The sequence below is a fragment of the Cyclobacterium xiamenense genome (assembly GCF_042140265.1).
Lineage (GTDB): Bacteria > Bacteroidota > Bacteroidia > Cytophagales > Cyclobacteriaceae > Cyclobacterium > Cyclobacterium xiamenense_A.
In genome coordinates, this window is record NZ_CP159481.1 from 914554 (window position 1) to 929763 (window position 15210).

The window sequence follows — 15210 nt, forward strand, 5'->3', positions numbered from 1 at the left end:
TGTTGGCCGTAGAGACTAATAAAACTGAGGACGAAACAACGAATAATTTAACCTTGATTATGAAAAAAATAGTGCGATTTTACGGATTGGTTTTTCTAATGACCTTGACCGGACTAGCCTTCATTTCTCCACTGTCCGCCCGACAGGGGGATAGCTATTGGAAGGACAAACCCTTCTTCCAGGATTATAGCATCAAGTATAGCTACGACGATGTGAAAAAACCACTGAAAAAGGTGCGAACCGACCGGAATGGAAAAATACAGGTATTGTCTACGGCTGGCCTGCTTCACCCCCATGCCGGTGCTTTCTTGTATCCCGGAGAATTGGCTGTCGACGAAACCTACCGATTCATGGCGGATAAAGCGATTGTCGACCTTCAGGTATACCGGGAACAGTTGGTATACCTGGACGAGGAAGCGGTGCTGAGCAATGCCTGGGCCGGGGAATTGTTTTCCAGGCACCAGATGCCCGGTGCCCGGATGTTTGCAGCAGGGGAAGATTTCGATTTTCTACTTGCGGGAGAGGGAGAATTAAGTTACCTAAAGGATTCCAAGAGGCTGTGGCGCAGCAAGATTTCCGGACCGATTCTGGATGTGAAGTATGTACCGGGTACCGACCGCTTTTGGATACTCACTCCGGTCTCACTCCATACCTTTACCCCGGAAACAGAGGAGCTGAAACTCGTTTTCGAAGGAACTGATTTTACGGCATTTGATGTGGTGGCTTCCGGTACCAAGACCATCATTGGGACATCAAATGGATACCTTGCGCTCAACAATCTGAGCAACAAAACGGACGGAGGGATTCATAGAAAAATACCCGTTACCGAGATTCGAACCGTGAAGGAAGTAAACGGACAGGTCTGGTTTGGAACGCCCGAAGGGGCTTTTTCTCTTCGTGAGGACGGGGGATACAATTATTATTACGGCAAACGTTGGCTTCCGGACAACCGGGTGGTGGATATAGCCGCGGGACCGGCCGGTTCCGTGCTGGTATTGACCGAAGAGGGACTGGGTCAGATCGTTTTTACCGAGATGACACTCGCAGAAAAGGCGGAATATTTTGAGAAGCAGGTCCGCCTCCGCCACATACGTAATGGCTTCAATGCCACACTCAGTGGCATGCGTGATGGTAACCTGTCGACAGGCTACCTTGCCGATTCAGACAACGATGGGTTATGGACCTCCATGTACCTTGCCGGAGAAGTGTTTCGCCATGCCGTGACGGGATCTGACGAAGCGTTGCAGCATGTAAGAGAATCCCTGGACGCCATGGAGCGTTTGTATACCATTAATCCGGTACCGGGTTTTCCTTCCCGATCTTTTGAACGTAGCGGACACATTGATGTTTTGTCCGACCCGGAGCGATGGCAGCATGCTTCGGATCCGGAATGGGATTGGAAAGCGACCACAAGTAGTGACGAGGCGATCGGACATGTATTTGTTTTTGGTGTCATCGCCGAATTGATACCAGACGAAGCAATTCGGGGCAAAGCGATTCGCCTGCTGGACGAATTGATGCAGCACATTGTGGACAACGACTGGTACCTGATTGACTACGATGGCGAGCCTACCACCTGGGGTCGCTGGAACCCGGAGTACGTGAATGGTTTCGCAACCATGGTGGGGGACAGAAAATTGAATTCGTCCAACATTGTGGCCATGTTGCAAACAGCCTATCATTTTACCCGTAAGGAGATCTATAAGGAAAAGGCCTATTACCTCATGGAAAATCACGGCTATCTCGAGAATCTCATGCGTCCCATGGAGGAGATTGGCAGGGCAGAGGAAGGTAGTGACGAGTGGGCCGCCATGCTTTCCGAATCCTGGAATCACTCCGACGACGAAATGTATTTCCTGGGGTACTGGGGGCTGTACCGATACGCATTCACCAATGAATTAAAAGGCATGTACAAAGAGGCCATCGTAGATCATTGGGAAGCCGAACGACCCGAAAAGGAGGGCCTCTGGAACATTTTTACTGCTATGGTTTCTCCCGATAATTTTGATTTGGACGAGGCAATCTGGTATTTGCAGGAATACCCGCTGGATTTGATTCATTGGACCATGAAGAACAGTCACCGAAAGGACATTGTTCTGATTGAGGAGAATTTTCGCCGGCAGGCTACTGCCGAGGTATTGCCTCCCGATGAATTGCATGTACGCAGGCACAATGCCAACCGCTTTGAACTGGACGGAGGCAGGGACGGTAACCAGGAAAGCAGTGCGGGGGATATTTGGCTGTTGCCCTATTGGATGGGCCGTTACTTACACGTGATTCGGTAACTGCCGGATTCCGTTGCTTCGCCTTGTTTCCAAGGCGGTATGCTGTCAGATCTGCTCTTGGTACAACAGACAGTGAAAGTATGCGACCCTGCAACAATTATTTCGTACGATTTACGTAACTTCAACACCATGACAAAGATTACCGAACAACCATCCCTGTACCGGCATCTGGAAAAGATGTCGGTGTCGGAACTTACGGCAAACATCAATAAGGAGGATAAGAAAGTAGCCCTTGCTATCGAAGCAGCACTCCCTCAAATCAACCGCTTGATTGAGGAAATTCTCAAAAAACTGGAAAAAGGAGGCAGGTTATTTTATTTGGGAGCCGGAAGTGGAGGGAGACTGTCCGTTTTGGATGCCATTGAATTGCCCACCACCTACGGCATACCCAAAGGAGTCGTAAATGTTATTTTAGCCGGTGGAGTGGAACACTTGATCGAAGCCCGGGAGGAGGAGGAAGACGACAGGGAAGCGGGCTGGAAGGCACTTTCGGCCCAGCAGGTTTCAGAGGGAGATTTTGTTTTGGGTATTTCTGCCAGCGGGACCACTCCGTTTGTATTGGCAGCATTGGGAGCTTGCCGTGAAAATGGAATCAGCACCGGATGCATTGTAAGCAATCCAGAGTCTCCTATTGCCGGAGTTGCGGATTTTCCCGTAGAAATCATTACTGGCCCGGAATTCGTTTCCGGGAGCACCCGCATGAAATGTGGGACCGCCCAGAAAATGATTTTTGATATGATTTCTACTACTTGTATGATTCGGTTGGGCCGGGTAGAGGACAACAAAATGGTCAATGTGCAACTGATCAACGATAAGATCATTGACCGGGCCGTAAAAATGCTGATGGAGCGAGGAGGGCTTTCGGATTACGCGGAAGCCAAAGCGATCCTGACCAAAAATGGTTCGGTGAGGAAAGCGTTGGATGCGCTTGGAATGTAAACAAGAAAAGGGGGCAGCGACCGTTGCCCCCTTTTCTTTATTTCTGAATCGAAATCGGATCAGCCGATAACCTTTTCGGCCAGTACGATAATTTTATTGTCGTTTACTTCGACCACACCTCCGTCCACTACCAGAGATTGCCTACCTTCAGCGGTGGTGTAGGTAAGGGCTCCCTTTTGCAGGGCCGAAACGAGCGCCGCGTGATTTTTTAATAGTTGAAAGGAACCGTCTGCTCCCGGAAAAGTGGCCTCCGAGACTTCTCCTTCAAATATTTTTTTATCGGGTGTAATGATTTCTAAATGCATGCCTAAGGATAAAATGAAGCAACTATTCGTTTTTCTTCGTCGGGCGCGGACCGTATTACTTAACTTCGGCCAACATTTTCTCTCCCTTCGCGATGGCATCTTCGATGCTACCTACCAGGTTAAATGCTGCTTCCGGCAGATGATCCAATTCTCCGTCCATAATTCGGTTAAAGCCCTTGATGGTGTCTTTGATGTCTACCAAGACCCCTTTGAGGCCGGTAAACTGTTCCGCTACGTGGAAAGGCTGCGATAGGAATCGCTGTACCCTTCTGGCACGGTGCACGACGAGCTTGTCTTCTTCCGAAAGCTCTTCCATTCCCAGGATAGCAATGATGTCTTGAAGTTCTTTGTAGCGTTGAAGGATTTCTTTCACCCGGGTCGCACAATCGTAGTGCTCGTCTCCAAGGATACCAGGTTCCAGGATCCGGGAAGTGGAATCCAAGGGGTCCACCGCCGGATAGATCCCTAACTCTGCAATTTTCCGTGAAAGTACGGTCGTCGCATCAAGGTGTGCAAACGTAGTGGCAGGAGCCGGATCGGTCAAGTCATCCGCAGGGACGTAGACGGCCTGTACCGAAGTAATGGATCCGTTTTTGGTGGAGGTAATGCGCTCTTGCATCGCTCCCATTTCCGTGGCCAGGGTAGGCTGGTAGCCCACGGCCGATGGCATCCGCCCCAATAGCGCCGATACTTCCGAACCTGCCTGAGTGAAGCGGAAAATGTTATCGATAAAGAAAAGGATGTCTTTTCCTGCACCGTCTCCTTCGCCATCGCGGTAGTATTCCGCCAAAGTCAGGCCCGTCAGTGCTACGCGTGCACGGGCTCCGGGAGGTTCGTTCATCTGACCAAATACAAAAGTTGCCTTGGATTCCTGAAGTTTTTCCAGATCCACCTTGGAAAGGTCCCAGCCACCTTCTTCCTCCAGTGACTTGACAAAATCGTCTCCATAGGTAACAATACCGGATTCGATCATTTCCCGCAACAAATCATTTCCTTCACGGGTACGCTCACCTACGCCGGCAAACACAGACAATCCCGAATAGGCTTTGGCGATGTTGTTGATTAATTCCTGAATCAATACGGTTTTTCCCACACCGGCACCACCGAAAAGACCAATTTTTCCACCCTTGGCATAGGGTTCAATCAGGTCAATTACTTTGATTCCCGTATACAATACCTCAGTCGAGGTTGAAAGATCTTCAAATTTGGGCGCTGAACGGTGAATGGGAAGGCGGTTTGTATCGGTAGGTTGAGGCAATCCATCAATAGCTTCTCCGACTACGTTAAACAACCTTCCTTTGATGCTGTCACCGGTAGGTACAGAGATGGGCGCTCCCAGGTCCAAAACTTCCATTCCTCGCACCATGCCTTCAGAAGAATCCATCGCGATGGTCCGTACACGGTCTTCGCCAAGGTGTTGTTGAACCTCCAGAATTACCTGTTGTCCATTTTCTTTCGTAATTTCTAGTGCATCGAGGATATTTGGCAGTTTACTTCCCTCAAAGGAAACATCCACTACAGGACCAATTACCTGAGTTATCTTACCAGTATTCGCCATTGTTAAATTTATAAGATGAATAGGAACAATACTTTTTTTAATTCGAGTGCAAAATTAGTTAATATTGGTGAATACCAAAGGATGTTTTAAAAATTAATGCACTTTGCCTCAAATTTTTATAAGACTAGAGTTTTAATACAAAAAATTTCTTGATTTTGCGCCCAGGCTCCGATGTAGGCCTTGTTAAAACATCCTTCTTGCCCGTACCCAACGCCTGGACCAATAGCGGGATTGGATGTTGTCCTCTGTTACTCCTAGGGATGTGGAGGCGTGAATGAAATAAACGGTACCGCTCCGCCTTTCAGTGACAATGCCGGCGTGAGTCACTTTTCTTCGCCGCCTGCCGGTGGCAAAAAAGACCACATCTCCCTCTTTTAGCTTTCGTTTCGAGACCCGTTTGCCTACGCGGCTTTGTTCTTCGGAAACCCTGGGCAGTCGGATGCCTGCACTTCGGAAGGACAGGTAGACCAGCGCCGAGCAGTCCATTCCTGCCCGGGTAGTTCCTCCGTACCGGTACGGGGTTCCTTGGAAGGTTTTTGCTGTTTCCACCACTTTATCAACTCGTTCTTGCCTGATTTTTCGGCTGGAAGCGCAGGAACTTAAAAGAAGTACCGCCAATCCAACACCCAAAATCAGGTGTACCATTCTGTTTATGCCGTTATGCATTGCTGATATAACATTTGTTCAATGATAAAAAAACCCAACCGTACGCGCAACGTTCTAATCAGGTAAGATACAGGTTACCGCTAAATTACTTGGGATTGCCCGTGTAATTTTTGCGGGAATTGGTTACTTTTATTACCTCAAGTAACGCGAATCACCCGGAGTAGCCTTGCAGGTATTGCTGTTCGAGTAAGAAATCAAATCCCCTTTGACCGAGCATGAGTAAAGATGATTTTAGAAGGCTTACCCTTCAAAAGAAGATACAGAAATTATACACCGAAGGGACCTTCGTGGTAGCCATTCGGTATTACACCTACAAGGTAAATTTGTATTTGCTCGGCCGGGAATACGTAGAAGTTTTCTATAATCATAAATACGATCGGATTGATAAAATAGAATTCTTAAATCAACGCCATTCCCGGATGAAATTTTACCTGGACCAGATACGCCTTCGTGAGATATGATTCAGGAGGAGCTGGATGCTCGCTGACTAATATCCTTGTGAATCGACAGCACCTGGGGAATGACCAGTTCTCTTTCGTCATTGGGGACAACATAGGTTGCCAGTTTGTTTTTTTTATCGTCTTCCCATTGTTTTTCCATTATCTGAACAATCTGTTTCCGGCTCCGGTGCGGGTCTCGCTTCAATACCCGCTCAACCCGTAATTGCCAGGGGGCAGTGACGTGAATGGTACAATCCAATTGCCGGTAGGAGCCAGTTTCGAATAATAAAGCGGCTTCCTTTAACAGATAGTTCGTGGTCTGTTTGCTTGCCCAGTCCATAAAATCCTGTCCTACTACCGGGTGTACCAACTGATTTATTTCTTCGGTTTCCCTGGGATCAGCGAATACTCTTTCGGCCAGGTAACGGCTATTTAGGGTACCCTCGGGTGTAAAAGCGGAATCACCAAAACGGGTCCGAATGTCCTCTTTCAGCAGGGTATCGTGGGCCATGAGCCATTTGGCGCGGCTGTCTGCGTTGTATACCGGTATTCCCAACAAGGAAAAAATTTGAGCAATGAGGGACTTTCCAGCACCAATGCCCCCGGTTATTCCAACCAATAGGGGTTTTCTATTCGTCATAAATCAGCTTAAACGTTTCGGGTTCAAACCTGATGTTCCGGATGTACTCGGGAGTTTTATTGAGGGAGGCCGAGATGGTGCTGTCCTCCCGGTTTCGATTGTTGTAGTTTAAAACGGCACTCAGCTCCAGCTCATTTAGCATCGCCTGCTTGTCCTCCTGGATCAGGAAACGGGCTTCCAGTTCGGTGATATCCGTATCCACCGTCACGTTTTCAGGAAAGTAGCGCTGTTGAATTTGAAGGGTCAACCGATTTTCCACAAACGCAACTACCTCGAAGGATACCTGTGCCGTTTCTTCATCCAGGCGAAGAAAGGCCTGCTGCTCCTTCTTTAACGTGAGAGGCAGGAGTCTTGAGAAGTTTTCCCGGATATTGGTTTCGCCAAATCCAAGTAATAACTTTCCCTCCATCTGCTCGATAATGGAAATCGGTCCCGTCACGGTTACCACTTCCGGTTCGATGGAGATGGGAGAAGCAAAGGCATGGTTTTCTGCAAGCGTATTGGCGGTGGTATCCGGAGCCAGTCGAATTTTTTTTGAAACGATCCTGTCAATTTTGAAGTTCAGGGTATCGGGAACAATGGTTATCAGATCGGAGGAGGCAATGTGTTCCTGCATTTGTGGAGCTAGTTCAGAGGCCAGCAGGAAGGGTTTTCGGAAGGGGTCCTCTAGAAAGACCTCCAAGGGGGTAACACTAATTTTCAAGTGTCTTTTTAACAAATCCCAGCCGTTTCCGTTGATTTGAATCCCAACTTCCTGGGGAACTTCTTCGACAGCCATGTATTCCTCTGTGTCGTATAGGATTGATATGGGTTGATTTACCGTCGTTGTGTAATTGTCTTTGTTCAGGGCGTTTAAAAGCCAAAAGGTGGTAGCCGTAAACACACAGAGGACTACCACCTTTAGATTGGATGATTTTTCAGGTTTCAGTTTCCTAAAATAATTACCAAGAGTACTCAACTGTACGGAAAATTAATTTGCATTCGTTAATTTTTTGGTGTAATCGAGTGAAAGTGCGGTTTTTTCAACCTTGAGTTTCATTCCCTTATCCAGTTCCACCAGCACCTGATCTCCTTCCACGGCATAAATCTTGCCATGGATTCCTCCCACCGTGACCACCTGGTCTCCTTTTTTGATTTCTGAGATAAACTTGGTAGTTTCCTTTTGTTTTTTTTGTTGGGGACGGATCATGAAGAAATACATGATGAGGATGATACTCCCGAAGAGAAAAACCTGACCCATGATGCCACTTCCGGCACCACCGTCTACTTGAAGCAATAGTGAATGGTACATTTTTATCGTTTAACAGGGCCTGCAGAGGGCCCGGGTGATGCAGAAGCTGTTTTTCTAGTGACGTTTCCTTTCAAGCGCAAGCGGGTTACGTTCGGGGAGGTGTTGGCCTGTATGGTTACCGTTGGGCTCTGGACTCCGGATTTTCCGGTAGAATTGAAAACAACTTTCACAAAGCCTTCTTCTCCCGGTTTGATGGGCGTTTTGGTCCATTCAGGACTGGTGCATCCGCAGGAAGCCTGTATGTTGGAAATTACCAGGGGAGCCTGTCCTGAATTTTCAAACGTAAAGAGTTTTTCTACGACCTCACCCTCCTGTATGGTGCCAAAATCAAAGACTTCCTCCTCAAAAGAAAAGGCTCCCATGGAAGCAGGGTCCGCTGCCTGTATGTTTTGTGCATTGGCGGGCATTGCTACCTGGTTTTGCTCCAACTGAGAGATTTTCTGTTCCAACGCTTTGATTCGGTCGTCTTTATCCCCACCTCCCTGACTGCAGGCGGCGGTCAGCATCAGCGAAATGCCAAGGATCCAAACCGTGGTTTTTGAATAATTCATAAGATTAACTGATTTAGTTATTGTTATTTTCTTGATTGATTTGATCAATTAGTTTATTGACATCGTTGAGAAGATTTTCGGCCTTAGACTTAGCCTCCGTGATGACTTTATCGCCTTCTGACTTTGCCAGGTTGTCCGGTAAATTCTTCCCCTCCATTAACTCTTCGATTAGATCTTCCAGTTCATTTCTGTACTTTCCCAATCGGTAGGAAAGTTTGTCCCTGGTGTTATTGCCCGAATCAGGTGCGAAAAGCACGCCCATGACTGCTCCCAATCCTGCCCCTAAAGCAAAAATGACTAGTGAATTACTTTTTTTACCCATTATCTTTGTTATTTATTATCAATAAGTCCTCTACCACTTTTACGGATTTTTCCCTTTTCGGTTAGTTCTTTTGACAAGGTGTCCAGTAAACCATTCACAAACTGCTTGCTTTTGGGTGTGCTGTAGGTTTTGGATATGTCAATGTATTCATTGATCGAAACCTTCGTCGGAATACTAGGGAAGTTAACCATTTCCGTCAACGCCATGATTAATATTACCCGGTCGGTCAGCGCTATCCTTTCCACGTCCCAGTTTTTGGTTTTCTGAGCGATCAGGGAACTGAATTCATCCTCTGAAGCTATCGTCAAGTTATAGATATTTTGGAAAAATTCCTTGTCCTCCTCCCAGTTTAATGCCAATTCAGGCAGGATCTCGTCCGTATTTTCTTCCGCTCCTGTCAGATTTTTTATCACTTTTGATGCCAAACTTCTTACAATGGATTTATTTTCCGACCAATTCAAGTCCTTGTCCTGAAAAAAACTAATCACTGCCTCACTTTTAAACAGTACCTTTTTCAACAAGGATTGGAGGATTTCCTTGTCTTCCTCAAAGGAGGGGTTTTCGATAGCAATGTACCGTTGGTAGTCCTCGTTAGGCTTTACCAGCTCACGAAACCATTCCTTGATCTCGAGCTCAAGCTCCTGCCCGTTTATTTGAAACCGGTTGCATTCGCGGCGAAAACCCAGGTTTTCTTCGATGATCTGCAAGGCTTTGTTTGCTCCCAGATTGTACACGGAACCCTGTTGCACCTCCGGTTGGGACTCGTATTTTCTTTTTTTGCCCTTCTCGTTCCGAACATGTATGCCAAAATCTACCAACATGTGAATGGCGTAGACGTACAAACCCGGGATATTTTCTACGGAAGTAAGCATGTTTTGCTTCAAAAATTCCTTGTCCTTCCGGTTGTATTTTTTAAAAAGATCCATCGCCTTGACAGCGGTATGGGTGATTTTTTCATCACTTTCCCCACCCGACTGCCAGGTATCTCCGTGAAGGTTAGCCAAAAAAAGCTGCACGCATCGTTCCGCATCTCGTTTCAACTGCCCCTTGTCCTGCACTTCCATGGTATTTAGGTCCGGCAGAAAGGCCTCCCGGATGAAGTCTTGTGCGAGGTTTGCGTTGCTGTACGTGCATTGCTGGTACGCATACAAGGTCTGAAATGCTTTGACTCTAAGGATTCTTCTGTTTACCATTAAGTGAAATTAAAGAACGTGATGGGATGACCCCCGAATTGTACCACCGGTGCAGATATGCCTGTTAAAATGAAAATTTCTGCAAATTAGTAAATGTACCCGCAACGGGCAAATATATCGGTTCATTCGGGATGGAAATAAATTTTTTACCAGCGCAGCAATTTTCTGAATCTCCCGAATCCGGCGCAAACCGTTTTGGTGGCAGGCCGAACGGCACCGCATTTTCAAAACCAAGCAATTCCCTTACGATAATCGATCGGTATTTTATACCGCCTCAATGCACACTTTTTTGTTTTGTACGGTTTTGCGACCCACCGGTGAACTTTGGCGTTTGGAAACTGTTATATTTGCACCCGGAGGCGCATTTTTACGGACTGACAAAATTATGTATTGAAATGTGCAGCGAATGAATCGGAAACACCGGAAGCATCAAAAGAAAATGCCAATTTAAACGTTTTTTAATTTGTGAAGGCCCTTTGGAGATTAAATAAATACTTGTATAAATACAAGCTGTACCTTTTTCTGGGACTGTTGTTTACGTTGATTTCCAACATATTCGTCATCATCCCGGCGCAATTGGTACGAATAGCCATCGACTACGTGGTCGAAAGCTTTTCTTATTACCAAATATACGAAGAAGGGGATCTGGTGCGGGAGTCGGCCCGAGCCGTGTTCTTGAAGTACATTCTCGTGTTCGGCATGCTTATCCTTGCCATGGCGCTGCTTCGGGGTTTATTTTTGTTTTTGATTCGGCAAACCATTATCGCCATGTCACGGCTTATCGAATACGATCTCAAAAACGAAATCTATCGCCATTATCAAAGCCTTCCACTCGCGTTTTTTCGTCAAAACAGCACCGGAGATCTCATGGCAAGGATTACGGAAGACGTGTCTAAAGTCCGGATGTACCTTGGCCCGGCCCTGATGTATGGGATCAATTTATTGATTTTGTTTCCAATGGTTATCGGATACATGTTTACGGTCAATGTTCCGCTGACCCTGTATTCGCTAATGCCCCTACCCGTACTGTCACTCAGCATTTATCTGGTCAACAACATGATCAACGAACGGTCTGAGAAAATTCAGCGGAGCATGTCTGGCTTGAGTACCTTTGTACAAGAGGCTTTTTCAGGAATTCGGGTGATCAAATCCTTCGTTCGTGAGTCGGATAGTGCCAGGCAATTTGAAAAAGCCAGCGAGGATTACAAAGAAAAATCAATTTCCCTCACCCGGGTGCAATCGCTGTTTTTTCCTCTGATTTTGGCCCTGATCGGTCTTAGTACGATTATCACGGTGTATGTGGGAGGAATTCAGGTAATTGAGGGGGCCATCGGCTACGGGGTGATAGCCGAGTTTATTCTGTATGTCAACATGCTTACCTGGCCGGTGACTTCACTTGGGTGGGTCACCAGTATCGTGCAGCGCGCGGCAGCTTCCCAAACACGGATCAACGAATTTTTGGATCAAAAGAACGACCTGATCAGCACCGAAAACCTTGTGCGTGATATCGAGGGCAGCATTCGGGCCGAAAACCTTTCCTTTGTGTACCCCGATTCGGGAATACGGGCTCTTGACGACGTGAGTTTCGAGATTGCCGCGGGGCAGTCCCTGGCAATCATTGGTACTACCGGCTCGGGCAAGTCGACCATTGCTAATTTGCTCATGCGCATGTACGATGCGAGTTCCGGAAGGATTTTAATTGACGATGTTGATATCCGTTCCTACGACATTGCTCACTTGCGCGAACAGATCGGATACGTTCCACAGGATGTTTTTCTTTTTAGCGATAGCATCACCAACAACATCGGATTTGGTCTTGGAGAAACGTTGGATGCCAATCGAATCGAACAAGCAGCAAAGGATGCAGACGTGTATCAAAATATAGTGGATTTTCCCCTCGGCTTCGATACACGGCTTGGGGAGCGGGGGATCACGCTATCCGGAGGACAGAAGCAACGGGTTTCGATTGCGAGGGCCATCGTCAAGTCTCCCCGCATCTTGCTTTTGGACGATTGCCTGTCAGCCGTCGATACCAAAACGGAAAATGCCATTCTAAATGCATTGGAAAAAATTATGAAGGACCGAACCTCCATTATTATTTCCCACCGCGTTTCCTCTGCGAAGTTGGCCGACCAGATCATTGTGCTACACGACGGAAAAATCGTGGAAAAAGGTACCCACGGAAACCTCATGCTGGCCAAAGGCTCCTATGCCGAGCTGTATGAAAAACAAACGCAACAAGCGGGAGAGGTAGAGTAAATTATCGGCAAGCTCAAAACCGAAGAAAAACTCCCCCGACCGCAAATTGAACCAGGGTGAAGTTATACACTTCCTCCACGTCCGCTCCTCCCTCCAGCAGGCGATACCCTGCCTTTACCGCTATTCGGTCGCTCAGGGCTATGCGGGTACCCAGAAAGAGGTCAAAGGCGCGCCCCGGCCCTCCTGCCAGTCCGTCACCTTCAAAATAAAGCAATTTTCCCGCACCAAAATCGTAGGCGGCGTAAAGATGCAGTAGAGGCACAAAGCCCAGATCGTCTTTCCGATCGTCCAAGCCCCGATCGTCCGCCAGACGAATCCTGGCATCTCGAATTTTCGCGGTAAAGCCAATTCCCAGCAGCCAATCATTCGAATGAGCTATGTCTCTCCGGTAGGTGAGGCGGTAGCTGTTGAATGTATACCAACCAGTCAGGTTGGTGCCTTGCCTGAACGTGCTGGATTGGAAATCAATGTCCCGGGGAGCTGTTCCGGTATAAGGAATGGAAAGCGGGGCAAACAGGGCGAAAATATGATTCCTTTCGTTAAACGCATGCCCCACCCGTATCCTCCATGGGATCACGGGGCTGCTTGTCTCGAAGTCTTTCTGAAAGCTAAACAACGTTCCTCCTTCGTTCGGAATGCGGACAACGTTATATCCGGGAAATGCCAACCCGGATTCGATGTCTATCGTAAATTGGGCCCGGACATCGGGAATGTACAAAAGAACGAGTACCATCGCGGCTAAAAGACCATATCGTATCATGAATAAAAATCATCGGGTTAAACTCGATGAAATAGCCTCAAGTTTTGTGCCTTCCCTTCATCTGTCGTATATTTCTATACATCTAAGATTTCCCGCGGATTCTATACGCTTGCCCATGAAAACGATCCTTACCCTCTTACTGGCATTTTCCGTCTACGCAACTGGCCTGGCCCAAGCGCTTACGCTGGTCAAAAACAGAGCCTCTGATTTTACCATCGTTATTCCCGAACAACCCAGTCTGACAGAGGTGCACGCGGCGAAAGTGTTGCAACACTATTTGTATAGAATAGCGGACATACGCCTTGAGATAAGTACGGAAAAAGACCTGCCAAGGGATAAAGAAATCCTGATAGGAAGGGTAAAGCGGCGGGGATCTGCTTTCGTAGATTACACGCAGCTCGGAGCGGATGGATTGTACATTGGAACGACTCGCGGGCAACTTATCCTGACCGGTGGCCCGAAAAACGAGGTGGTTTATGCGGTTTATACGTTTTTGGAAAAATACCTGGGCTGTAGAAAATACACGTCGGACTTCGAAGTGGTTCCAAGGCAAAAAACGATCCGCATACCCCGCATCGATGACCTCCAGGTGCCTGATTTTTCTTTCCGGGAAGTGTTTTACCAGCATGCCTACGATCCCAAATTTATGGACTGGCACAAATTGCATGCTCACGGCGAGCGGGGCAACAGCCCTTCGGAATGGGGGTATTGGGTGCATACCTTTCATCATTTTCTCGCTCCTGAGGAATACGGAGAAAGCCATCCGGAGTACTTTAGTTTTTATGATGGGAAGCGACACCCCGGCTTGGTACCTTCCTGGGACGGAAAGAGCGTGCAGCCGGAATCCCAACTCTGCCTTAGCAACCCGGAAGTGCTTGAGATTGTATGCCAGAACCTTCAAAAAGCCATTGATGAGAAGCCCGGCGCGCGCTATTGGTCCGTTAGCCAAAACGACAATGTAAATTATTGCCGATGCGCCGAATGCGCCGCCCTGGATGCCAGGTATGCGGCGTTTGCACCCGAAGAGAAAATGTATGCCACACACGGCAGTCGGTACCCGGCGTTGGGTATGGGCTCCTTGCTAACCTTTATCAACAAAGTGGCAGCGCGATTTCCCGATAAGGTAATTTCTACCCTGGCTTATCAGTATACCCGGGTGCCTCCCAAAAATTTGATTCCCCGTGAAAATGTAAATATCATGCTTTGCAGCATCGAAAGCACCCGAAACGAGCCGATGGAGTCGGGCGACCCGGACTTCAGCAATGACCTGAAGGGTTGGGGGCAGCTGACAGATAATATATTGGTATGGGATTACACCATTCAATTTGCGAATTTGCTGGCTCCGTTTCCAAACCTGCGAACCTTGCAGCCCAATATCTCTTTTCTTCGGAAGAATAACGTGAGCGCCGTCTTTGCCCAGGGAAATATTCAGTCTGGCGGTGAGGCTTCGGAACTGCGGGCGTACCTCCTCGCCAAACTGCTTTGGAACCCAGACCTGAATGTGGACCGGGAAATCAGCGATTTCCTGAGCGCGTACTACGGAAGAGCCGCAACCTTTATCCAACGTTATATCGACCTGCTGCACGACCACAATCAAGGGTTTACCGGAAGAAAAATGTCCATTTTCGGTAGCCCTGAGCAGGAACAGGATAGTTTTCTTCGTCCGGAGCTAATCGACGCTTACAATGGGCTGTTTGATAAGGCAGAGCGGGCGGTTCGGAAAAACCCGGTGCAACTCTCCCGGGTCAAAAAAGCCCGTCTTCCGGTAACCTATGCCATGCTCGAAATCTGGAAAGCCAATGATGCTGCCAATTGGGAAACCTACCTAGAAGAAGGAAAACAAAAAGCCCTCCTGCCGACCAAGGTTCAGGAACTTCTTTACGAATTCTACTTTCAGTGCACCGAGGCGAAGGTCAGTCGGATTTCCGAGTGGCATACCACTCCCAGGGAATACCTTGAAAATTATCCCATTGTAGCAGAAGCAAAGCAATAGCTTCCTTC

At 47.7% G+C, this 15210-nt stretch carries 15 protein-coding genes; 5 read left to right on the forward strand and 10 right to left on the reverse strand.

Annotated elements, in window-relative coordinates:
- Nucleotides 1-59 precede the first annotated feature (59 nt).
- Nucleotides 60-2285, forward strand: a complete 2226-nt coding sequence (locus tag ABWH99_RS03870) for a hypothetical protein (RefSeq protein ID WP_375584993.1) — start codon at nt 60-62, stop codon at nt 2283-2285.
- Between the two features lie 129 nt (nt 2286-2414).
- Entirely contained in the window at nt 2415-3224 is an 810-nt protein-coding gene (locus tag ABWH99_RS03875) for an N-acetylmuramic acid 6-phosphate etherase (protein WP_375584994.1), read from the forward strand.
- A 59-nt stretch (nt 3225-3283) separates the two neighbouring features.
- Here the strand turns inward: ABWH99_RS03875 and atpC are convergent, their stop codons facing one another.
- From atpC to ABWH99_RS03890, 3 genes are all read right to left on the reverse strand, one after another.
- Nucleotides 3284-3529 carry an ATP synthase F1 subunit epsilon gene (atpC, locus tag ABWH99_RS03880; RefSeq protein WP_375584995.1) on the reverse strand — a complete coding sequence of 82 codons (246 nt, stop codon included), beginning with the start codon at nt 3527-3529 and terminating at the stop codon, nt 3284-3286.
- A 55-nt stretch (nt 3530-3584) separates the two neighbouring features.
- Nucleotides 3585-5087, reverse strand: a complete 1503-nt coding sequence (gene atpD / locus ABWH99_RS03885; RefSeq protein ID WP_375584996.1) for a F0F1 ATP synthase subunit beta — start codon at nt 5085-5087, stop codon at nt 3585-3587.
- A 183-nt stretch (nt 5088-5270) separates the two neighbouring features.
- Nucleotides 5271-5753 (reverse strand): C40 family peptidase, encoded by a 483-nt coding sequence (locus tag ABWH99_RS03890; protein ID WP_375584997.1) that lies wholly within the window; start codon nt 5751-5753, stop codon nt 5271-5273.
- A gap of 215 nt (nt 5754-5968) precedes the next feature.
- On the opposite strand from ABWH99_RS03890, the gene ABWH99_RS03895 reads away from it, so the two are divergent.
- Nucleotides 5969-6214, forward strand: coding sequence for a hypothetical protein (locus ABWH99_RS03895; RefSeq protein WP_375584998.1), 246 nt, complete (start codon nt 5969-5971; stop codon nt 6212-6214).
- Nucleotide 6215: 1 nt separating this feature from the next.
- Here ABWH99_RS03895 and coaE read toward each other — a convergent pair whose 3' ends face one another.
- From coaE to nusB, 6 genes are all read right to left on the reverse strand, one after another.
- On the reverse strand, nt 6216-6833 hold the full coding sequence (gene coaE / locus ABWH99_RS03900) for a dephospho-CoA kinase (RefSeq protein WP_375584999.1): 618 nt from the start codon (nt 6831-6833) through the stop codon (nt 6216-6218).
- Nucleotides 6823-7731, reverse strand: a complete 909-nt coding sequence (locus tag ABWH99_RS03905; protein WP_375585000.1) for a YbbR-like domain-containing protein — start codon at nt 7729-7731, stop codon at nt 6823-6825. The genes coaE and ABWH99_RS03905 overlap by 11 nt, the downstream gene beginning before the upstream one ends.
- A gap of 72 nt (nt 7732-7803) precedes the next feature.
- Nucleotides 7804-8124 carry a preprotein translocase subunit YajC gene (yajC, locus tag ABWH99_RS03910; RefSeq protein ID WP_375585001.1) on the reverse strand — a complete coding sequence of 107 codons (321 nt, stop codon included), beginning with the start codon at nt 8122-8124 and terminating at the stop codon, nt 7804-7806.
- A gap of 2 nt (nt 8125-8126) precedes the next feature.
- A complete protein-coding gene (locus tag ABWH99_RS03915) occupies nt 8127-8675 on the reverse strand; it encodes a DUF1573 domain-containing protein (protein ID WP_375585002.1) in 549 nt (182 codons plus the stop codon).
- Between the two features lie 13 nt (nt 8676-8688).
- Nucleotides 8689-8997, reverse strand: a complete 309-nt coding sequence (locus ABWH99_RS03920) for a YtxH domain-containing protein (RefSeq protein WP_375585003.1) — start codon at nt 8995-8997, stop codon at nt 8689-8691.
- Between the two features lie 8 nt (nt 8998-9005).
- Nucleotides 9006-10190: a transcription antitermination factor NusB gene (gene nusB / locus ABWH99_RS03925; protein WP_375585004.1), complete on the reverse strand. Its 1185-nt coding sequence runs from the start codon at nt 10188-10190 to the stop codon at nt 9006-9008.
- A 465-nt stretch (nt 10191-10655) separates the two neighbouring features.
- On the opposite strand from nusB, the gene ABWH99_RS03930 reads away from it, so the two are divergent.
- Nucleotides 10656-12449 (forward strand): ABC transporter ATP-binding protein, encoded by a 1794-nt coding sequence (locus ABWH99_RS03930; RefSeq protein ID WP_375585005.1) that lies wholly within the window; start codon nt 10656-10658, stop codon nt 12447-12449.
- A 13-nt stretch (nt 12450-12462) separates the two neighbouring features.
- On the opposite strand, the gene ABWH99_RS03935 is transcribed toward ABWH99_RS03930, so the two are convergent.
- The gene (locus ABWH99_RS03935) at nt 12463-13209 is read right to left on the reverse strand and encodes a hypothetical protein (RefSeq protein WP_375585006.1); all 747 of its coding nucleotides are present in this window, start codon (nt 13207-13209) and stop codon (nt 12463-12465) included.
- Between the two features lie 115 nt (nt 13210-13324).
- Here ABWH99_RS03935 and ABWH99_RS03940 point away from each other — a divergent pair, with 115 nt between their 5' ends.
- Nucleotides 13325-15202 carry a DUF4838 domain-containing protein gene (locus ABWH99_RS03940; protein WP_375585007.1) on the forward strand — a complete coding sequence of 626 codons (1878 nt, stop codon included), beginning with the start codon at nt 13325-13327 and terminating at the stop codon, nt 15200-15202.
- The last annotated feature ends 8 nt before the right edge of the window (nt 15203-15210 follow it).